The organism is Vibrio cionasavignyae (genome assembly GCF_050337155.1).
Taxonomy (GTDB): domain Bacteria; phylum Pseudomonadota; class Gammaproteobacteria; order Enterobacterales; family Vibrionaceae; genus Vibrio; species Vibrio nomapromontoriensis.
The window spans coordinates 328358-348253 of sequence record NZ_JAKJSR010000012.1 but is presented as its reverse complement, the minus strand read 5'-3'; the positions used below and the strand labels follow the sequence as shown (position 1 = coordinate 348253).

Below are 19896 nucleotides of genomic sequence, written 5' to 3'. Positions count from 1 at the left end.
TTATGGATCGTCACTAACTTAACTGTGTCGTTGCCCGTATGAAAGCAACCCTGGCAATAAATAACAGTGATACCCGCTGCATTGATGCAAATTGGGGCTATTCAAAACAACGTCATTGTATTAGAGGCTAATTATTCGAAGAATAGAAAAAACGAAGGTAATTTACACAGCACTAGAATAGACTTTGTTGTGGGTTTGACAGATCATCTTGTAACGCATCTTCTTGTCTAGCTTTTGCCATTTTTCGCCGATAGCGCTGACGACATAGTTTAATAATGTGCAGCTGTTGAGTTGGCGTAAAAGAAAGCCAATTAAAACGCTCTTCTCTTTTTCTCATGCAACCTTGACAATAGCCTTTATTATCAACCGAACATACTCCAACACATGGGCTCGGAACGTTGAAAAACTCTAATTGCTCCATCACTGACCTCCCTATGCTGTCCCTTAGAATTCAACTTAGTAAGAATAGTCTCAAATTAATACAATTTAGTAATTCTTGCTGTTAATTCGATCGTATATTATCGGTACCCTTAAAAAAACACTATACTAAAGATAACGCTCGCCTGACAAAAAACAGTGTTTTATTAATTATACTTATCAATAATTTCATTTAGTTGGAGACACATACTATGAAGATTTTTTCAAAGACGCTACTGGCTGCTATCGCGGTACCTGTATTACTTACCGCGTGTACTGCTGCAAATAACAGTGCAGAGGAACCTATGGCAACCGTAACCGCTCAGGATCTTCAACACCATAATTGGAATCTAGTTCAGATTGATGGCAAAGCGATTCAACTCGACGAACAAGGCCAACAACCTCGCCTAGAGATCGGTGAAAAGATGACGGCAAACGGTAGCGCTGGATGCAACAACTTCTTTGGTCAGGGTGAACTCAAAGATGGTCAGTTCCGTATCGAAAAAATGGGTATGACCATGAAGATGTGTGGTGATAATGCAATGAACGTTGAAATGACAATGTCAAAAGCATTATCCGATTGGAGCGAGATCCATCTTACAAAAGACAGCCTAGAACTTAAAGGTAGTGAGCATACGCTAACATTTGAATTGAAAGATTGGGTAAACTAATCACCCAATGATGACAAACAAACGGCACCTACTCGTAGGCGCCGTTTTTTATGTCTGCTCATCACGTCACTTAGGCATATATTATCTCAAATAGTACGCCCATCTCGCAAAACGACTGACTAATTGGTTGTTCTAAACAGCAGGACTTTCAAACTCGCATCAGGGTCAATATCGGCAAATTCTGGCGGATTCTCTAGCCGCTCCACAAACTGCAGTCCCGGCGCTTCTTCTTTCATGCTATCAATCAGGAAATCTGGGGTAACGACTGGCGAATTAACGCAAGCGATCACTTCGCCACTTTCTGTCATTAGTTCAGGTAAGCGACGTAAGATCTTTTTATAGTCTTTAGTGAGTGCGAAACTGCCTTTTTGAAAAGATGGCGGATCAATAATCACTAACTCGTAAGGGCCGCACTTCTTGATTTTTCCCCACGACTTGAAAATGTCGTAGCCTAGAAACGTTACATTTGAAAGATCATGCCCATTGGCACGGTGGTTCTCACGCCCTTTATTTAGTGACGAGCGAGCCATATCAACGTTGACAACTTGTGTCGCGCCCCCTTCCATTGCGGCAACAGAAAAGCCACACGTATAGGCAAAGAGATTAAGCACCCGCTTCCCTTCTGCGTTGGCTTTCACCCAATCCCGGCCAAGGCGCATATCTAAGAACAAACCGAAATTTTGGTTACGCCCTATATCCAATTGGTACTTACAATCAGATTCCATCACCACCGGACGTGTATCTAACTCTCCCCAGACTACGCTCATTGGCGCTCCATCTAGGTAGCGATGCTGAATCGCAACACACTGCCCAGCTTTGGCTTGCCATAACTCGCTGTTCACTATTTGCTCTAAACCATCCGTCAACGCATTAATGAAGCTTTCATCCACTTCCTTAAAAACATTCACCAACAACTGATTGTTTACCCAATCACAAGTGAGTTGCTCTAATCCAGGCCAACGCTTACCTCGTCCATGGAAAAGCCGGCGAACTTCGTTCGGAGCTAGGGTCAGTTGTGATGTTACTTCTTCAAAAAACTCGACCAGATTATCTTTATGCATCGTTATTCTCCACGAATCTTAGCCTTTCACTATTTTTTCGGCCACGTCAAATTCCAAGGGGTAGCCCAAGCACGAATGGCATTGCTCACTGCGTCTGAGTGCCATTTGTCACCATAAATCGTATTGCTTCTTGGATCACACACAAACTCGTAGTCCGTGTCTAAACAAGAAAAACGCAGCGCAAAAGCATGAAGGTAACCACGATCGGACTCTGAACTGACGTTATATATAGGATCCCCAACAATCGCAGACCCCACCGACTTTAGCGCAACTCGGATTTGGTGTGTCTTACCCGTTAAAGGGCGGCACAAAAACACCCGCTCGCCATTATCACCAGCTACTGAAAAGAATTGAGTCGTGGCGGGATTAGTCTTCGTCGCCATCAATTTCCACATCGAACGTCGTGAACGCTCCATATCGCCGGAAATTAGCCCCTGTTTCTTTTTCGGCTTCTTCTCACCAATCGCTAAATAGAACTTCTCTATCTGTTTATTAGCAAAAAGTTGCGACAATTCGGCAGCAATCGCAGCATTCTTGGCTAACAGCAAAATACCTGACGTCATCTTATCCAAACGATGCACAAGATACAGTTTGGCGTCACCGGTAACTTTTGCTACCTCTTCCACCAGCATGGTATCGCCATCGTCTTTATGTACACTGACGCCGGGGTGTTTATTGATGACCACAAAGTGGTCATTTTCAAATTGAATATCAAACATAGACACTACACAGGGCAAATTACTGGCGCCGATCATACACAAAACAAAGCAAATAGGCAGCGATAATAGCGCTAGTGTCATTTTCAACGCTACAAATAACAAATGCCAATCGCACAAAGTCCGATTGGCATTAATTCATCAGCGTTGAAGCGAACGCGAGACACGAAGCTCAAGTTACAAGCATAGTACTCGCGTTATTCATGTTTAAAGAAACGGATACGCAAACACCGTTAAGATAGCCACTGGGCACACAAACTTGACATACCATGGCCAGATCTTCCAAAACCACGTCGTCTCTATTTCTGGGTGACCTTGCTTAATTTCTTGAAGAAGCGCATTTCTATGCCACACCCATCCAATCACGACTGCCCATACCACACCGAGTAACGGCTGCATGTACATGGTTGAAGCGGTGGCCACCCAATCAAACAGAAGACCAAAGTTAGCGGCAATAATGGTACTGCAAAGTAGGATAATTCCACCTAGCATCATTGCTGCTTTATCGCGCTTAATGTTCATTTCTTCGTGTAAACAAGCAACTGGCACTTCTAGCATTGCTATCGACGAGGTTAATGCTGCGATAACCATTAAGGCAAAGAATGCCACACTGAGAAACTCACCAACAAACCCCATAGTGTCAAACAAACTTGGTAGTACCACAAAAACCAGGTTGCCAGAGCTAATCAGTTCGCCAACTTCATTAAAAATCTGTACGCCATTCGCTTTTGCAACGAACATAGCGGGCATAATTAGAAGCCCAGCTGAGAACGCCACACCGGTATCAATAATCGCAACTTGTCCCGCGGTTTTAGGGATATTAACGTCTTTTTTCAAGTACGACCCATAAACCATCATGGCTCCCACACCTAAGGAAAGCGAGAAGAAAGCCTGCCCCATCGCGTTGACCACCAATCCAGCATTAACATGACTCCAATCTGGAATCAGGTACATTTTCAAACCGGCCATTGCACCATCTTGAGTCAAGATATAGATAATCAATAACAAAAACAGACCAAACAGCAGCGGCATTAAGCGCGACGACCATTTTTCAATACCATCGGCGACACCGCGTCGAACAACAAATACCGTCAGAGACATAAACAACACGGTCAAAAAGACGTTTCGCCCGGTACTAAACGTTACCAACCAATCAGCAAGGCTGTGGAGTCCTATCAACTGAAGGATCGGCTCTGCACCGAAACCAATTAGCCAGCCTGCCAAAATGGCATAAAAGCTTAGAATCATTGAGGCTGTGAGCATTGCTATGCTGCCAAATGCTACCGCTAAGAACTTATTTTTTGTCCATATTTTTCGCAGTGAAGCAATAGGGTTAGATTGCCCAAAACGGCCAATCGTTAATTCTGCAACCAGCATTGGGTAAGCTAACAGCGCCATCATTAACAGGTAAATTAAAAGGAAGGCGGCGCCGCCATTACTTGCCGTTTGGGTTGGAAACCCCCAAACGTTACCTAGACCGACAGCGGAGCCGGCTGCAGCCATAATAAAGCCGAAGCGGGAAGTAAATTGTCCTCGGGTGGAACTTGTCATTATTGGTACCAATTTTCGTCATAATTTGACGAAGTAGTTGGTTACTATCCTGAAGTGAATCACAACACGATCGTCTGCTTTCACGTAAAACAGACCTTTCCTTATGTTGCGGTGGGTATCGCCAGTAAGGTGTAAACAAATCAATACATCTAGAGAAGTTATTACCTGACCAAGGCATCTAGCAATTAAAACATCTAACCAATACAATTGAAAGCCCCGCCGCTATATTCATTTGTACATTGGTCATTTTAAGTATTATTTGCTTACTTATTGGCCATCAGCCAGCATATAACTATACCTATTATGAATATAAGCAGTGCTATCATTGGCAATGTAAGCATCCGGTGTAATCGTAGTTTCGCAAACCACTACTGAAAAGTACGGTAAATAGGCTCAGCAATCTCAGTAACTATTTGACAGCGACGCGACTATTCCAAATACTTGATTACACGATTATTCTCTAATTACCGTTCTTCTATCGAGGCGACATGGACAAGGTCTATCATTTTCTCACGCTTGCTGGCATTGGCCTTTACTGGGTACTGGTTGCCGGTGTCACATTGCGAGTCGTACTCAAACGTCGTGCTGTCAGTGTCTCATTGGCATGGCTCATGGTTATCTACATCATTCCAGTTGTTGGTGTCCTTTGTTACTTTATGTTTGGAGAGCTAAACCTCGGTCGCAAAAGAGCCGAACGAGCTCGCGTCATGTTTCAACCATTCGGCGATTGGTTTCATCAATTAAATGACTGCAAAGCGCACACTCAAGACGGACTTGGCACTCACATTTCCAAGATTGACAACCTTTGTAACAATAGAATGGGCATCCCTGCTCTTTGTGGCAACACGTTGCAATTGCATACTACCCCTGAGTCTAGCTTACGTTCCGTTATCAAAGACATTGAGCAAGCAAAACACAGTATTCGTATGGTGTTTTATATTTGGCACCCCGGTGGGTTGGCCGACTCAGTTGCAGCAGCGCTTATCCAAGCGGCAAAGCGAGGAGTTGAGGTAAAAGTATTATTAGATTCCGCTGGCAGCCCCACATTTTTCCGTAGCCATTGGGCCAAAATGATGCGTGGTGCCGGTATTGAGTTAGTGGAAGGGCTCGAGGTTTCTCCATGGCGTATCTTTTTAAGACGCCTCGATTTAAGACAGCATCGAAAAATCATCGCTATTGATGATGAAGTGGCCTATACAGGCTCAATGAACATGGTTGATCCCGCCTTTTTCAAGCAAAACTCTGGCGTCGGTCAATGGATTGACATCATGGTACGAATTGAAGGCCCAACCGTGAACGTACTATCGGCAATTCACTGTTGGGACTGGGAGGTAGAAACGGGGGATCGTACCCTTCCGGTACATCCTGACTGTCAAATTGATATTCCTCAAGACTCGAAACCAATCCAAGTTGTACCTTCAGGTCCAGGTATGCCAGATCAACTGATTGGGCAGGTTCTAACATTAGCCATGCATCAAGCAGAACGCTCTGTCACCATTACTACGCCCTACTTTGTTCCTAGTGCCGACTTGCTAGAAACATTAAAAACAACTGCGCAGCGTGGCGTCACTGTTGACCTAATTATTCCTAAGCACAATGACTCACTAATGGTGCAATGGGCATCACGCGCCTTCTATTCTGAGTTACTTAATGCGGGCGTAAAGATCCATGAGTTTGATGGTGGTCTGCTCCACACTAAATCCGTCGTTATTGATGAACTATTTTGCCTTGTGGGCACGGTCAACATGGATATGCGTAGTTTATGGCTCAATTTCGAAGTAACACTGGCGGTTGAAGACCCGATTTTTACCGAACAAATGAACCAGTTACAACACAGCTATATATTGCACTCAGAAATGATCGACGCTACCCAGTGGCAGCAGAGAAGCTTATACCATCGATTTTTCGAGCGTCTATTCTACTTATTTAACCCTCTGCTATAACAGCCAATTCTCCCAGAGCACATCTGCTCTGGGGCTCTCCCTTAAAGATTCAGTAAAACACGAGGCTAAGGACTTGAAACTCTTGAGCCTTCGTGTTTTATTGCTAGTTACACTTTTCTCCGTTCACATCGCTCATTACAACGCTAGAAATCCTTGATAACAAAGGTTTCGGTGAATTTAACATTAGCATCGTGACAAACTAGCCAATCAAACAGGGATTCTTGATGTCAGAAAGTAAAATAACTAAATTTGTTACCGCCGGTCGCGATAAAAAATGGACAAACGGAGTGGTAAATCCTCCGGTACAAAGAGCGTCTACCGTTGTATTTAACACGGTTGCAGAAAAAAACCACGCCACAATCAACCGAGCTAAGCAGACTCTATTCTATGGCCGTCGTGGTACGAATACCCACTTTGCATTCCAAGACGCAATGACGGAAATTGAAGGCGGCGCCGGGTGTGCACTTTACCCCTGTGGCACCGCTGCTATTTCTAATGCCATTCTGGCGTTTGTCGAAACGGGTGATCATATTTTAATGGTTGATACTTGCTATGAACCAACACGTGATTTCTGTGACACCATCATGAAAAAAATGGGAATTGAGACCACCTATTATGACCCAACGATCGGCGCCGGCATTCGTGATCTTATTCAACCAAATACCAAAATTTTATTTTTGGAATCACCAGGGTCCGTCACCATGGAAGTTCAAGATGTGCCTACCATGGCAGCCATTGCTAAAGAGCAAGATGTCATCGTCATGCTTGATAATACCTGGGGCGCAGGGGTGAACTTTTCACCGTTTGATTTTGGTGTCGATATCTCGATTCAGGCGGCAACGAAGTACATTGTTGGTCATTCTGATGTCATGCTTGGCACTGCTGTTGCCTCAGAAAAGTACTGGGATCAATTACGTGAACAGAGCTATCTGATGGGCCAATGCGTATCGCCAGACGATGCTTATCTTGGCTTACGCGGTATTCGTACACTCGATGTACGACTACGCCAACATGCTGAAAATAGTTTAGCGGTGGCAAATTGGCTCGCGGAGCGTCCTGAAGTCGATCATGTTCGACATCCTGCGTTAGAGACTTGTCCGGGAAGTGAATTTTATCATCGCGACTTTACTGGTGGTAATGGTCTGTTTTCTTTCGTCCTAAAAACATCTTATCCACGAGCTACCACAGCTTTCTTAGACGGAATGAGTCACTTTAGCATGGGCTATTCTTGGGGTGGATTTGAAAGTTTAGTGCTCGCAAATGAGCCAAAAAGCTTTAACTCGCTACGTACCGTCGCTCATCCAAACTTTACTGGTACACTCATTCGACTTCATATCGGCTTAGAAGATGTGAATGATCTTTTGGTTGATCTTGATGCTGCCTTTGCACGCTACAATGAGGTGATTCAAGACGCACCTACAAGCTAATTAAATTTGGCCATAATCAACGATAGCGGCTTGCATCTTTAATGGTGGGAAGCCCTATTAAGTTTCAATAGCGTTACGGTTTGCTGTCACTTACCGTATCGCTTTCTATTTGACTTCATAGGAATAACATTATGAGATTAAAAGCTGATGTCGCCATTTTTGACATTATCGGTCACCTAATATTGTGGCTCATTCTTTCCATTGTGACTTTTGGCATTGCACTGTTTTTTTTCCCCTATTCGTTTTCTAAATTCATTCTCAACCGCACTTATCTTATTGATGCAAACGGCGTAGAAAGGAAGATGAAATGCGATATTGATTTATTTAGTGATCTTGGGCACGTCCTGCTATGGTTCATTATTTCTATTCTAACGCTTGGTATTGGCTACATTTTTTACTTTTATCGCGTATGGAATTACGCCCTCAATAACACTCATATCGACTAACGTTCCACTCTTTAAGTAAAGGATTACTGGCTATGACCACTGCGACGCTCTATTACGTCTACGACCCAATGTGCTCTTGGTGCTGGGGATTCAAGCCAACATGGGGCATCATCCAGAATAGCCTTAAGCAGGAAATCACGATCCAGTATGTGCTAGGCGGTCTGGCACCAGACACCGACGTAGCAATGCCGGAGGCGATGCAACGACAAATCGCGTCCTATTGGCAGCGAATCGAACAGGAGCTTGGCGCTGAATTTAACTACGAGTTTTGGTCTAAAAACACCCCTCGTAGAGCGACTTACCCAGCATGTCGCGCGATCCTTGCCGCCAGAAAACAGAATGCAGAACAAGCGATGAATCAAGCCATTCAGCAAGGTTACTACCTGCAGGCAAAGAACCCGAGCGATAACAATGTACTTATCGCACTGGCGCAAGATATCGGCTTAGATATGGTGCAATTTGAAACGGATTTTTTAAGACAATCCACGCAGCAAGCCTTACTGGAAGAAATTCAATTTGCGCGTTCAATGGGGGGTAACAGTTTCCCATCACTGTTTGTCTCACAGCAAGGCAGAGTAACGGCGTTACCTATCGATTATATAAATCCGACAACGACCATCAAGCTAGTGAGACGCCTGATAGCAGAAACCCCTTAATGTTTGTTCGGTAGCTGCGCGGATTCGCTTTCATAGTTACCATCTAATCCATGATGTTTCGCAACAAGCTTTGCTGAAGCACATCTTGATGGAGTAATGGATGCGGAGCCGCCCCAACAGATAACACTATGTCAACCGAGGGCAACGCTGGCATAGTTTGTAAAATAGTCATGCCTTCCATCACACTCAGCTTACCCATTGCGCCAACAGCAAGTCCGGCATTAACCAAGGCATTTTGCGCCGAAGCAGAATTACAACATGCCAAAAGTTGAAACTCTCGTCCTTGTTTCGTTAAACCATCAATCGCTGCGGCATGGTATTTACAATCGGCTTGAAATAATACCAAAGGAAGCGGCTGATTGTCGTTTTCAACAAAAGATGGCGAGGCAATCCATACGCCTTGATCAGAGGTCAGCCAGTACCCTTCTTCACTATCAGGAGAGCGCGTGATAATGGCCGCATCAATTTTACCCTCATCCAACCAACGTCGCAGTGTGGTGCTTGGTTCATTAAAGATCTGAATCGAACACATCGGTGCTAAGCGTTGCAGCCGCTTGACCACTTTGGGTAATACCGAATGATTATAATCTTCAGGGCAACCTAGTTTTAGAGAACGTTTATTTTGATAACCTTGTAGTTGATTCACCGCACTATCGTGCAGCGAGATTAATTGTGTCGCATGAACACTGAGCTGCAGACCCGCTTCACTTAAACTTAAGTTCCGCCCCTCTTTTACAAACAGTGGTGCCCCAAGTTCAACTTCCAACTTTTTCATCTGGGCACTGAATGCCGATTGAGTTCGATTAATTTGCCGCGCCGCTCGAGTAAAGCTCCCCGTTTCAACGTAGGCTAAAAAACTTCGTAGTGCCTCTATATCCATAACGCTTTTCTTCCTTGAACACTCATCATCAGTGTGCGAACTATCTATTAATGCCGGTTTAGGTGTTACCCATCGTTTTTATTGATGGCTGACATCAAAACTATCCGTTAGTTATACGAAAAACAATCCTTTAAGGTTAATTGCAACCGAAAACAAGGAGGTTAACTATGCAGTTATATATCGGCAACCAAAACTACTCGAGCTGGTCATTAAGAGCATGGCTTATTTTTGCTCAACATGACCTCAACCCAGATATTATCAAACTATCGCTATTTACCGATTCGTTTTACCAAACTCTACAACCAGTGAGTCCGACGGCCAAAGTTCCCTTACTTATCGATGGGGATACCACGGTTTGGGATTCACTCGCTATCTTGGAATACGTTAACGAGGCATACTTAAACCATTGCTGCTGGCCCCAAGACCGACAGCAGCGAGCAACCGCTAGAGCTATCGCCAATGAAATGCATTCAGGCTTCATGGCTATTCGCACTGAAATGCCGATGAACTGCCGCGCGTCTCGTAAAGTGTCCCTATCCAGTGACGCCCGAAAAGACATCGCTCGTATTGAACAAATTTGGGCGCAGCAGATGAGCCAATACCCTAATCAATGGCTGTTTGGCGAATGGTCAATCGCCGACGCTATGTTTGCGCCGATTGCGCTGCGATTTGCTACCTATCAAATTCCATTGTCAGAGCAAGCAACGCAATATCAACAAACCGTTCTAAACAGCCCTGCGATAAAACAATGGTTAATACAAGCGCTAGAAGAAACTGAGATCGTCGAGGAGGATGAGGCTGGAGAGCCCGTCAATATCGATTAATGACGCGGCCCTGAGCCTAGATACTCCTATTCACGATTAGTAGCTGCGATATTCTCGCAGCTACTAAATTAGACAGGCTTCTTTCTTCATCCTTTTACATGGCACCCCGTCTTTGTATCTATTGCCCTACATAAAATGAGACGCATAGCATATATTTGAAATCTATCATTCTTTGAAAGGCGGCAATTACGCGCAAATATCACCGACCTCACAACATTGCTACGCCACATCGCCTAAGATAACTTTCATATTATTATATACTTAGGTGAATAAATGCGAGTGGTCCCAGAGCTGTACTGTTTTGATATTCAGCGTAGCATCGACTTTTACGTGGATGTGCTTGGTTTTCGGGTGAAATATCAACGCCCGAGTGAAGCGTTTGTCTTCCTAACTCGCCACGGTATCGATCTCATGTTAGAAGGCTTAAACGGTGATGGGCGACGCTGGATTACCGGTGCACTTGAGTATCCGCTAGGGCGAGGCGTTAATTTGCAATGGGACACCTATCACATCGACGCCTTTTACGCCCATATCAAACAACACTCTCCAGATAGTATTTACCTTCCTATCGAAAATACCGACTATCTCTGTGGTGATGATACCGTGGTACAAAAACAATTCGTAGTACAAGACCCAAACGGCTATCTCATTCGATTTTGCGAGAGTAACACCGAGCTAGTCAAAGAAACCTAAAAGAGACACTTTGCTTGCCAAATCTAGAGCGTTTGAATTCTACTGTGTCTGGTTGTTTTACCGTAAAAAGCATATACCAAGTGACAACTCTATTTATATGCACTTAGTTACATTGCATAACACTATTATCTTCACATAAATCCTACCAAAGAAAGGTAGATAATTTCCGGTCGCTGTCCTAGCATTGAATTACACGTAGACAACTTGGTTCATAACGCGTGATATGCGTAAATTAACAATAGAAACCTACAATATTGATAATAAAATTGTTGATAGAAGTACTGTTGTCGAATCCGTCAGCTTTCCTCTTTGCATTTCTCGCTCGCTCATATCGTTGCTCCCAAATGACCTCATCATTCGCTTTAGTGAAAATAGCGAGCAGTTGGAAGCACTCCTAAGCGCTGCTTTAGACCCTGATGCACATGGCGTCATTATGGAAGTGATCGACCAAGAAGAAAGAGTCGTAATATCAGTTATTTAGTCTTAGCGGGAAAGCACACTAAAGTGTACATCGCCGTTATCATGGTTTTCCAACAACTCATCACAAAAATCTATCATTGGATACCTTTTGATTCATATCGCTCGCTTCTCGTGGCACTTTCCTCTATTGTGCCCCACTTACGACAATTAACAATAATATCATTAACATAATAAAACACTAACTAACAAGGAGATACCATGACGAACCGAGTATATGTATTGGCACAATTTAAGCCTAAATCGGGTAAGGAAGCTGAATTGTTTGAGGTACTAAAAGCCTTAGAACCTGATTCATATCGTGAAGAGGGCTGTATTCAATACATGCTAACACGTCAGATCGATCACCCGAGTGCTACGCGAAATGACTACCCAATCGTCTTTAATGAAATATGGGAAGATGCGGATTCATGGGCAGCTCACGGAAGAAGAAAACAGATTCAGCACTTCTTCAAAACTCAAGTTCAAGCCGAGACTGGACTTGTTGAAGATGCGATTGTTACCGCTTATAGCGATGAGGGCTATGACTTCGACGCGCCAATTTACGAGTAACCTTGATTAATATGACGACAATATCGAGACGAAAAGACGTCTCGTTCTAAAATCCACCCGCCCACGCATCAAAACTGTCGATATTATCAAGTTCAGTTTGGGTTCGTGGTGCAGGGTAATAAGGTAGCGCAAGTAACTTGTCTGAAGGGAGTAACTGCCATGATGCTTCCATTTTTAAGCGTTTAAGTACACCGTTAGCACGTACATACATGTAGTAACCACCTTGGTGAGTATTCGCATAACTTGCAATTGTCACTACCTCGTTACTTGGTAGTCTAACTTTACGACCTAATGGAAACAGCTGATGAAGTGAAAAGCTCACCTTTTCATCTTCAAGCGCACCTTGATGGAAGCGCTCAAGTCCAATCGCCGTTGATGTCTGCCTTTCACTCCAACCCGCGAGTAATAACCCGGACAAGCGATCAGAAAAAGGTTTACCTTTTGTGATGCCTTCATTGGAAATAAACTGCACTCGAACTCGATCACCGGTCTTTTCTATAATCTGGAGAAACTGCTCTCCTGTCTTATCGGCTAATAGCTGCATGATTCTCACATGACGAAAATTATAATCAATGAGCATTACATTAAACTAGACAGCTCTTCGCCGCAAGGCAGCTACAAAGCCGCATTCCATATACTGTAACCTTTTCCTTGCGTCCCAATACGGGGTACCAAAGGTTTAGTCATACTCTGTCACCAGCCAAAAACCCCGGCTACTCATCCAGTCCAATTTGAATTCCACTATGCAAAAGAGTCCGACTTTTACTACTCTTCCATCAATTGCTAACAAACGTAATCATGGGGTTATTACGATGCCGTCTTGTTCTCACTATGATCAATTAGAGCTACTATGCCTCTATCGCTATCCCATTCGCATTGCGTATAAAATACAGTCGCAAAGTGGTCACCATGATGAAGTTATGGAAGTAGCACAGGACATTGAAGGTATTGCGATAGATATACTGAGAAATGAACATAAAGAAGAGTGCGTAAAAATACACTGCAAAGGTGCGGACTCGCTCATCGTTCTTTCTAGAATAAGTCGAATTGATGTGCTGAACGACAACCCACACATCACATCGATCGTGATGACAGAGTTAAAGTGACAGGACATAGCTAAAGCGACATGACATAGTGGAAGCGACAGGACATTGAGGCTATGCAACTAATAAAGACCGTGCGACTATTTGAAGACAGCCTAGACTCAGCTTTAACCTCTTTTACCCCACCAGCCCCTATTTAACGAGAAGTTAAATAGGGACAAAGCACTTAAAGCCGTCCTAATTACTGAACCGTGACTCGTTGGATGATAATCACATCGTTAGGCACATCATCATGTCCTAACCTTGAAGTTGTCTTCACTTTAGCAATGGCATTCACCACTTCCATGCCGGCGGTAACTTGACCAAACACGGCATACCCCCAACCATTATTCGTCGTTGCGGTATGATCTAAAAAGTCATTGTTATCCAGGTTAATAAAGAACTGAGCCGTTGCTGAATGAGGCGCATCCGTTCTGGCCATCGCAATGGTACCGAGAGTATTTTTCAAACCACGATTCGCTTCATTGACGATAGGTGCGTGAGTCTGTTTTTCCGTCATTGTCTCATCCAACCCACCTCCTTGAATCATAAAGCCATCGATGACGCGATGAAAGATCGTGCCTTCATAAAAGCCTTCCTGACAGTATTTAACAAAGTTCTTAGCACTCACAGGAGCTTTTTCAAGATTCACTTCAATTTCAATATCGCCAAAATTGGTTGAGATAATTACCATAGTCATCACTTAAGTTATGTTTCAGTCGCTACGCGATTCTCCCACCGTTGTGAATGTGAATCGCGTCTCATTTTCGGCTCGCAGTTTGATGGGTCGCCTCTCATTCGTCAAGGCAGATTATCACGGCTAATCAATCGGCCACTGAGACAGTGAGCGCTTAAAGTCGTCGTAACCAAATTCATTAAGCTTTTGAATTCGCCCATCCACTCGCTGACAAAATATCGCCGGCATTTTTAAACCATTAAACCAGTTTAATTTCACCATGGTATAGCCCGCGCTGTCTTCAATATGCAATTGCTGACCAATCGCTAACGGATGCTCGAACTGAGTGACACAAAACTGGTCTCCAGCCAAACAAGAGCATGAGCCGATAACATATTCATGTGAGCCGTTATCGCTCGCTTCGCGAATTGAAGCCGGTTCATTGTAAATCAAGGTATCCAATCGATGTGCTTCTGTCGCAGAATTCACAATGGCCGTTTTCATACCGTTCTCAACAATATCGACCACTGTAACAACCAAATCTGTCGTCTTGGTAATGATCGCTTCGCCCGGCTCTAGGTAAAGTTGAACCCCATGCTTTTCGGCAAAATGTTTTAGCGCTTGTCCCAACTTCTCAATATCATAATCAGGCCAAGTGAAAAAGACGCCCCCGCCTAGACTCACCCAGTCTAGCTTATTTAATTGATCACCAAACTGCATTGAAATCGCATCTAACAGCGCCGTAAATGCATCCACATCTTTATTTTCACAATTCATGTGAAACATCACGCCATCAATCGAATCAAAAACGGTCGGGTCAAGATGATCCGCTTGTACGCCTAAGCGAGAGAATTCCCTTGCTGGATTCGCTAAGTCTTGTCCGGCATAGCTCACACCTGGGTTTAGTCGCAAGCCAATGGAAGCTTTTCCTTCCACTAAATGACGATGCGCTGATAACTGAGACTGTGAGTTAAAAATCAGTTTGTCGCAAAGCCCCGCCACTTCTTTCACATCATCTTCGGTGTAGCCGACGCTGTAGGCATGCGTCTCCCCACCAAATGTTTCGTGACCAAGTCTAACCTCATACGGTCCACTGCTTGTTGTGCCGTCAAGATAAGGCTTGATGACATCAAAAACACCCCAAGTAGAAAAACACTTTAGTGCCAGTACTAACTTAACGCCAGAGCACTCTTTAAGTTGCTTTGCCTTGTCTAAATTAGCGATCAATTTTTCTTCATTGATCATAAAATAAGGCGTTTTTAATTCGCTGTTTTGCATGATTTAATCACTCATAAAGATCCAACAAAGCCGATGTTCAATACATCGGCTTGGATTGATTTGCCTTGCTACTGTCTACTACTTCAAAATTTGAATATCAGGCTGACCCACTTCAAGTTCTTGAACATGCCAGTCTAAACCAATCTCTGGCATCGTCGCGAGGAATGGATCAGGGTTAAGCTGTTCCATGTTGAACACGCCGGCTTCAGCCCATTCACCTCGGAAATATTGAAGTGCAGCGGTGATAGCAGGAACGCCGGTCGTGTAAGAAATAGCTTGATGTTCTACATCTTCATACGCCACTTCATGATCGGCATTGTTATAGATAAACACGCTACGAGGCTGACGATCTTTCGTCCCCTGAACCCAAGTACCAATACAGGTTTTACCCGTATACCCCGGAGCAAGCGATGTTGGGTCTGGCAGCAGCGCTTTAAGAACGTGCAACGGATGTACTTCCGTACCATCGTGCAATGTTACTGGGTCTGGACTCAGTAAACCAATGTCACGCATGCAATTGAAATAGTTTAAGTAACTATCACCAAAGCCCATCCAAAACTCTATACGCTTAGCTGGGATAAACTCTTGCATAGAACGCACTTCATCGTGCGCCATTGAGTACACTTTATGCTTACCAACAAGCGGGAAATCAAACTCAAGCATACGAGAGTGGCAGCCCACTTGCTTCCATTCACCGTTCTCCCAATAGAAGGAGTCACCTTGAATCTCTAACATATTGGTTTCTGGATCAAAGTTAGTCGCAAATTTCTTACCGTGATCACCAGCATTCACATCCATGACATCAATCGTGTCGATTTCATCAAATAAATGTTTAACCGCGTACGCAGCAAAAACACTCACCACGCCAGGATCGAATCCAGCGCCCAAGATGCCCGTAATGCCCGCTTCCTTGAATTTGTCGCGAAAGCCCCATTGCCAATCATAAGCTTGTGGCACTTGCTGCCCTTCTGAACAAAGATCAACGGCAACTGAGGTATCAAGATAAGACACTTTAGCTTGTAGGCACGCTTCCATGATTGCAATGTTTACCCATGGAGGGCCAGCGTTGATGACAAGATCTGGTTGAACTTCTTTGATAAGCGCAACCAAAGCATCCACATCATCCGCATTGACCGAGCGAGCTTGCAACGCCTTAGTCGGATCTTGGAGGTTATTTTTACCCTTGATGGATTCGATAATTTTTTCGCATTTAGCGACGGTGCGTGATGCAATAGTAATATCGCCCAATACTTGGTTATTTTGCGCCGCTTTATGTGCGATAACCCAACCAACGCCACCTGCACCGATTTGTAAAACTGCCATTATTTGGTTTCCTTTGCTACTAGCTCTAGGGCTAATTGATGAATATTGTTCAGTAACGCTTCAAAATGCGAAAGCGTTAAACAAGGATTAAGAATTGTGAATTTTAAGGCAGAGTGCCCGTTCACGACCGTCTCGCCTAGAACCGCAACGCCTTGAGTCAGCGCTTCTAGTCTAATTTTTTGATTGAGCGAATCTAACTCTTCCGCTTGAAGATGAGTCGCTCTGAACAGCACCGTTGAAAGTGATGGGGTTGCAAGCAACTCAAAGTGGCTATGTTGGCTAACAAGCTCGGCGACATCCTGAGTTTGATCAATAAGATGATCAACCATGCTACCTAGCGCATCTGGTCCAACACTTTGCATCGTCATAAAGACCTTTAGCGCATCAAAGCGTTTAGTAGTCGCAATCGACTTATCGACTAAGTTCGGCAGTTCATCGTGCTCTCGATTAAGATAATCAGCGTGATGCAACAGATACTTGAAATTGCTTCTGTCTTTTATCAGCAGCGAGCCGCAGCTAATGGTTTGATAAAACAACTTATGAAAATCGACGCTCACAGAATCCGCTTTTTCAATGCCCTGCAATTTGGTTTTATGACGGCCAAGAATCAATGCCCCACCGTACGCACTGTCGACGTGAAACCACATATTATGAACGTTGGCGACAGCAGCTAATTCATTGAGGTCATCGATAGCGCCATGGTCTGTCGTGCCAGCGGTACCCACTAAAGCAAATGGTATTAGCCCCTGCTGTTGCAAGGACAAAATATCTGCCTGCAATGCCTCAAGCTGAATGGTGCCGTCATCATTAGTTGCAACACAATGTACAGCGCTTTCACCGAGCCCTAGCAGTGATGCAGACTTTTGCACAGTAAAATGGGATTTATCGGAGCAGACAATACGCAATTTATCGGCGTAACTTGGCATTCCATGCTTTTGAATAGAGTGCCCAGTGGTAATGTCAGCAATGCGATCTCGCGCTAACAGCAAGCCCATTAAATTACTTTGTGTACCGCCGCTTGTGAAAACACCATCCGCCAGTTCCCCTAACTCATAGCGTTCACACAGCCAATTCAGTACTTTCTGCTCAACATACGTCGCTGAAGAAGCTTGGTCCCAAGAATCCATAGATTGATTCAAGACGGCAATAATGGCTTCTGCTGCAATCGCCGGCATGAGTGGTGGAGTGTGAAGGTGAGCGATACAATGAGGGTGTTGGGTGAAAATGGCGTTTCTGGCAACGAGATCAGCCGTATTGTCCACGACGGTCTGCAAGCTGTGGTGATTCCTGTCCAAGTTCACGGCATTAATTGCTGCTTCAAGTTGCTTTGGATCAAGCGCGGAATATGGCGCTTCAGTTTGTTCAAGCACTTCTTTCATTGCTTGAGTGGTGTGATTCATGACCTGAGCAAACTCATTGCTACCGTTTGCGCCTGTATGGACAAAGTGTTTTTCCCAATCCAAGCGTTTGGCATCTTGTGGTGTTTTTTCTCCGCCACCCGCCACAATGATCGCTTCTTCAAGCACACGTAAGGCAAAGTCAATCTGTTCATAGGAAATAATCAGTGGTGGCAACAAACGAATGACTGAACCATCACGTCCGCCTTTCTCTACCATTAATCCACGTTCCAACGCCGCTCGTTGAATGGCTAGCGTCAGTTCACCATCAGCAAGAGGTTCACCAAATTTGTTTTTCTCTCCTGTCGGCTTCATCACTTCAAAACCAAGCATAAGCCCCATTCCACGCACTTGGGCAATGCAATTTACACGGCTCTGAATTCGCTCTAACCCTAAACGCAAATAGGCACCAGCCACGTTGGCATGTTCAACAAGATTGTCACGCTCTATAATTTCTAGCGCTTTAGCGCCAGAAACCATGGCTAATTGGTTACCACGAAATGTGCCGGTATGTTCTCCGGCTTGCCAAGTATCAATGGCCTTGTCAAAGACCAACAGGGACATGGGTAACCCGCCACCTATTGCCTTAGATAAACATAAAATATCTGGTGAAACCCCAGACTCTTCAAACGCAAATCGGTAGCCTGATTTACCGACACCACACTGAATTTCATCTAAAATCAACAAAATACCGTGTTCATCACAAAGGCGTCTGAGTTCTTTAAGCCAAAAAGCCGGAGCCGGAATAACCCCACCTTCACCTTGGACTGGCTCAACAATCATGGCCGCGGGTTTCATGATGCCAGCCTCGTCATCATTAAGCAGACGCTCAATATAACGAATACTCTGTTTAGCGCCCGCATCGCCACCAAGACCAAATGGACACCTTAAATCATAGGGAAATGGCATGAAATGCACGTCAGACATCAGCCCTGTACGACGAGCTTTCGTGCCCAAGTTGCCCATCATTCCCATGGTGCCATTGGTCATGCCATGATAAGCCCCTCTGAAGGCAAACATGGTATTTCGACCCGTTGTTTGTTTAGCAAGTTTGATGGCGGCTTCGACGGCGTCTGCGCCTGACGGCCCACAAAACTGAATCACGGATTTTTTGGAAAATTCACTTGGTAGGAAGGCTTTAACACGCTGAATAAACAACTCTTTCGCAGATGTTGTAATATCCAGCGTTTGATAAGGCAAACCCGAATCAAGTTGAGCCTTTAACGCTTGATTGATTTCAGGGTGGTTATACCCCATAGCCAGAGTGCCTGCCCCCGCTAAACAATCAAGAAAGACCTGCCCTCGAGTATCTTCAACCAATGCACCATAGGCGTGTTTAATCGCTATGGGAAGACGCCTTGGGTATGAGCGAACGTTAGATTCATGCTCAGCTTGGTCCAACAACAGTTGGTCAGGCGTAAGATCATAGACCCCATTAACCTGTGGAATAGTCGCCGATATTGACGCGACAAAAGGTGTAGATTCGATATCGAATGCTGTACTCATTTCTGTAACCTAGAGTTTATGCTGAGTAAGTTCCCAACAAAATAGATAGCAAAATACGCCCCATCTGAAACGACAGATGTGACAAAGCGCTAAACGGAATATTCGGTTTAGACGGGTATTAGCTAATTAGGATCAAGGCTCTGTAATGTGGCTTTTTGCGCGCACAATACAGTTAGGAAATATACAGTTAGGAAATAGGCAACGTAGAGATACGATGCTAGTAAGAACGTGTGAGTTAATAAGTTTCAATGTTGGGTTTCCCTTAAACATGCCGCTTTGCGACAACAGTATCCCGTCTACTGATTATTCGAATAATCAGT

Annotated in this window: 20 protein-coding genes; 10 read left to right on the top strand and 10 right to left on the bottom strand. The window is 44.4% G+C overall.

The window, feature by feature from the left end:
• Window positions 1-172: 172 nt before the first annotated feature.
• On the bottom strand, window positions 173-421 hold the full coding sequence (locus tag L4D74_RS09445; protein WP_428751873.1) for a DUF1289 domain-containing protein: 249 nt from the start codon (window positions 419-421) through the stop codon (window positions 173-175).
• A 208-nt stretch (window positions 422-629) separates the two neighbouring features.
• Here L4D74_RS09445 and L4D74_RS09440 point away from each other — a divergent pair, with 208 nt between their 5' ends.
• A complete protein-coding gene (locus L4D74_RS09440) occupies window positions 630-1088 on the top strand; it encodes an META domain-containing protein (protein WP_428751871.1) in 459 nt (152 codons plus the stop codon).
• 119 nt (window positions 1089-1207) lie between these two features.
• On the opposite strand, the gene L4D74_RS09435 is transcribed toward L4D74_RS09440, so the two are convergent.
• The 3 genes from L4D74_RS09435 to L4D74_RS09425 form a co-directional block, all read right to left on the bottom strand.
• Window positions 1208-2149 (bottom strand): class I SAM-dependent methyltransferase, encoded by a 942-nt coding sequence (locus tag L4D74_RS09435; RefSeq protein ID WP_428751870.1) that lies wholly within the window; start codon window positions 2147-2149, stop codon window positions 1208-1210.
• A 29-nt stretch (window positions 2150-2178) separates the two neighbouring features.
• On the bottom strand, window positions 2179-2868 hold the full coding sequence (locus L4D74_RS09430) for a TIGR01621 family pseudouridine synthase (protein WP_428751869.1): 690 nt from the start codon (window positions 2866-2868) through the stop codon (window positions 2179-2181).
• Between the two features lie 204 nt (window positions 2869-3072).
• Window positions 3073-4416, bottom strand: a complete 1344-nt coding sequence (locus tag L4D74_RS09425) for a sodium-dependent transporter (RefSeq protein ID WP_428751868.1) — start codon at window positions 4414-4416, stop codon at window positions 3073-3075.
• A gap of 488 nt (window positions 4417-4904) precedes the next feature.
• Here L4D74_RS09425 and cls point away from each other — a divergent pair, with 488 nt between their 5' ends.
• The 4 genes from cls (at window position 4905) to L4D74_RS09405 (ending at window position 8888) form a co-directional block, all read left to right on the top strand.
• Window positions 4905-6359 (top strand): cardiolipin synthase, encoded by a 1455-nt coding sequence (gene cls / locus L4D74_RS09420; protein WP_428751866.1) that lies wholly within the window; start codon window positions 4905-4907, stop codon window positions 6357-6359.
• A gap of 224 nt (window positions 6360-6583) precedes the next feature.
• A complete protein-coding gene (locus L4D74_RS09415; protein ID WP_428751865.1) occupies window positions 6584-7786 on the top strand; it encodes a cystathionine beta-lyase in 1203 nt (400 codons plus the stop codon).
• A 131-nt stretch (window positions 7787-7917) separates the two neighbouring features.
• Window positions 7918-8232 (top strand): DUF6693 family protein, encoded by a 315-nt coding sequence (locus L4D74_RS09410; protein WP_428751864.1) that lies wholly within the window; start codon window positions 7918-7920, stop codon window positions 8230-8232.
• A gap of 32 nt (window positions 8233-8264) precedes the next feature.
• Entirely contained in the window at window positions 8265-8888 is a 624-nt protein-coding gene (locus L4D74_RS09405) for a DsbA family protein (RefSeq protein WP_428751863.1), read from the top strand.
• Between the two features lie 43 nt (window positions 8889-8931).
• On the opposite strand, the gene L4D74_RS09400 is transcribed toward L4D74_RS09405, so the two are convergent.
• Window positions 8932-9768: a LysR family transcriptional regulator gene (locus L4D74_RS09400; RefSeq protein ID WP_428751862.1), complete on the bottom strand. Its 837-nt coding sequence runs from the start codon at window positions 9766-9768 to the stop codon at window positions 8932-8934.
• Between the two features lie 167 nt (window positions 9769-9935).
• Here L4D74_RS09400 and L4D74_RS09395 point away from each other — a divergent pair, with 167 nt between their 5' ends.
• The 4 genes from L4D74_RS09395 to L4D74_RS09380 all read left to right on the top strand — a co-directional run bounded on the left by L4D74_RS09395 (window position 9936) and on the right by L4D74_RS09380 (window position 12314).
• Entirely contained in the window at window positions 9936-10592 is a 657-nt protein-coding gene (locus L4D74_RS09395; RefSeq protein WP_428751861.1) for a glutathione S-transferase family protein, read from the top strand.
• A gap of 273 nt (window positions 10593-10865) precedes the next feature.
• Window positions 10866-11285 carry a bleomycin resistance protein gene (locus L4D74_RS09390; protein WP_428751860.1) on the top strand — a complete coding sequence of 140 codons (420 nt, stop codon included), beginning with the start codon at window positions 10866-10868 and terminating at the stop codon, window positions 11283-11285.
• Between the two features lie 223 nt (window positions 11286-11508).
• The gene (locus tag L4D74_RS09385) at window positions 11509-11766 is read left to right on the top strand and encodes a hypothetical protein (protein ID WP_428751859.1); all 258 of its coding nucleotides are present in this window, start codon (window positions 11509-11511) and stop codon (window positions 11764-11766) included.
• Window positions 11767-11963: 197 nt separating this feature from the next.
• Window positions 11964-12314: a putative quinol monooxygenase gene (locus tag L4D74_RS09380; RefSeq protein ID WP_428751858.1), complete on the top strand. Its 351-nt coding sequence runs from the start codon at window positions 11964-11966 to the stop codon at window positions 12312-12314.
• A 46-nt stretch (window positions 12315-12360) separates the two neighbouring features.
• Here L4D74_RS09380 and L4D74_RS09375 read toward each other — a convergent pair whose 3' ends face one another.
• Window positions 12361-12858 (bottom strand): hypothetical protein, encoded by a 498-nt coding sequence (locus L4D74_RS09375; protein ID WP_428751857.1) that lies wholly within the window; start codon window positions 12856-12858, stop codon window positions 12361-12363.
• A 199-nt stretch (window positions 12859-13057) separates the two neighbouring features.
• On the opposite strand from L4D74_RS09375, the gene L4D74_RS09370 reads away from it, so the two are divergent.
• Window positions 13058-13420 (top strand): Rho-binding antiterminator, encoded by a 363-nt coding sequence (locus L4D74_RS09370; protein ID WP_428751856.1) that lies wholly within the window; start codon window positions 13058-13060, stop codon window positions 13418-13420.
• A gap of 178 nt (window positions 13421-13598) precedes the next feature.
• Here L4D74_RS09370 and L4D74_RS09365 read toward each other — a convergent pair whose 3' ends face one another.
• From L4D74_RS09365 to L4D74_RS09350, 4 genes are all read right to left on the bottom strand, one after another.
• Complete coding sequence (locus L4D74_RS09365; RefSeq protein WP_428751855.1) at window positions 13599-14090, bottom strand: peptidylprolyl isomerase; 492 nt, start codon at window positions 14088-14090, stop codon at window positions 13599-13601.
• A gap of 126 nt (window positions 14091-14216) precedes the next feature.
• A complete protein-coding gene (gene nspC, locus L4D74_RS09360; protein ID WP_428751854.1) occupies window positions 14217-15350 on the bottom strand; it encodes a carboxynorspermidine decarboxylase in 1134 nt (377 codons plus the stop codon).
• 78 nt (window positions 15351-15428) lie between these two features.
• Window positions 15429-16673, bottom strand: a complete 1245-nt coding sequence (locus tag L4D74_RS09355; RefSeq protein ID WP_428751853.1) for a carboxynorspermidine synthase — start codon at window positions 16671-16673, stop codon at window positions 15429-15431.
• A complete protein-coding gene (locus tag L4D74_RS09350; RefSeq protein ID WP_428751852.1) occupies window positions 16673-19576 on the bottom strand; it encodes a pyridoxal phosphate-dependent class III aminotransferase in 2904 nt (967 codons plus the stop codon). The genes L4D74_RS09355 and L4D74_RS09350 overlap by 1 nt, the downstream gene beginning before the upstream one ends.
• Window positions 19577-19896 lie beyond the last annotated feature (320 nt).

Bases quoted from the DNA above. Each gene is read 5' to 3' on its own strand.
- L4D74_RS09445 (WP_428751873.1), bottom strand. From the start codon at position 421: ATGGAGCAATTAGAGTTTTTCAACGTTCCGAGCCCATGTGTTGGAGTA.
- L4D74_RS09440 (WP_428751871.1), top strand. From the start codon at position 630: ATGAAGATTTTTTCAAAGACGCTACTGGCTGCTATCGCGGTACCTGTA.
- L4D74_RS09435 (WP_428751870.1), bottom strand. From the start codon at position 2,149: ATGCATAAAGATAATCTGGTCGAGTTTTTTGAAGAAGTAACATCACAA.
- L4D74_RS09430 (WP_428751869.1), bottom strand. From the start codon at position 2,868: ATGTTTGATATTCAATTTGAAAATGACCACTTTGTGGTCATCAATAAA.
- L4D74_RS09425 (WP_428751868.1), bottom strand. From the start codon at position 4,416: ATGACAAGTTCCACCCGAGGACAATTTACTTCCCGCTTCGGCTTTATT.
- cls (WP_428751866.1), top strand. From the start codon at position 4,905: ATGGACAAGGTCTATCATTTTCTCACGCTTGCTGGCATTGGCCTTTAC.
- L4D74_RS09415 (WP_428751865.1), top strand. From the start codon at position 6,584: ATGTCAGAAAGTAAAATAACTAAATTTGTTACCGCCGGTCGCGATAAA.
- L4D74_RS09410 (WP_428751864.1), top strand. From the start codon at position 7,918: ATGAGATTAAAAGCTGATGTCGCCATTTTTGACATTATCGGTCACCTA.
- L4D74_RS09405 (WP_428751863.1), top strand. From the start codon at position 8,265: ATGACCACTGCGACGCTCTATTACGTCTACGACCCAATGTGCTCTTGG.
- L4D74_RS09400 (WP_428751862.1), bottom strand. From the start codon at position 9,768: ATGGATATAGAGGCACTACGAAGTTTTTTAGCCTACGTTGAAACGGGG.
- L4D74_RS09395 (WP_428751861.1), top strand. From the start codon at position 9,936: ATGCAGTTATATATCGGCAACCAAAACTACTCGAGCTGGTCATTAAGA.
- L4D74_RS09390 (WP_428751860.1), top strand. From the start codon at position 10,866: ATGCGAGTGGTCCCAGAGCTGTACTGTTTTGATATTCAGCGTAGCATC.
- L4D74_RS09385 (WP_428751859.1), top strand. From the start codon at position 11,509: ATGCGTAAATTAACAATAGAAACCTACAATATTGATAATAAAATTGTT.
- L4D74_RS09380 (WP_428751858.1), top strand. From the start codon at position 11,964: ATGACGAACCGAGTATATGTATTGGCACAATTTAAGCCTAAATCGGGT.
- L4D74_RS09375 (WP_428751857.1), bottom strand. From the start codon at position 12,858: ATGCAGCTATTAGCCGATAAGACAGGAGAGCAGTTTCTCCAGATTATA.
- L4D74_RS09370 (WP_428751856.1), top strand. From the start codon at position 13,058: ATGCAAAAGAGTCCGACTTTTACTACTCTTCCATCAATTGCTAACAAA.
- L4D74_RS09365 (WP_428751855.1), bottom strand. From the start codon at position 14,090: ATGGTAATTATCTCAACCAATTTTGGCGATATTGAAATTGAAGTGAAT.
- nspC (WP_428751854.1), bottom strand. From the start codon at position 15,350: ATGCAAAACAGCGAATTAAAAACGCCTTATTTTATGATCAATGAAGAA.
- L4D74_RS09355 (WP_428751853.1), bottom strand. From the start codon at position 16,673: ATGGCAGTTTTACAAATCGGTGCAGGTGGCGTTGGTTGGGTTATCGCA.
- L4D74_RS09350 (WP_428751852.1), bottom strand. From the start codon at position 19,576: ATGAGTACAGCATTCGATATCGAATCTACACCTTTTGTCGCGTCAATA.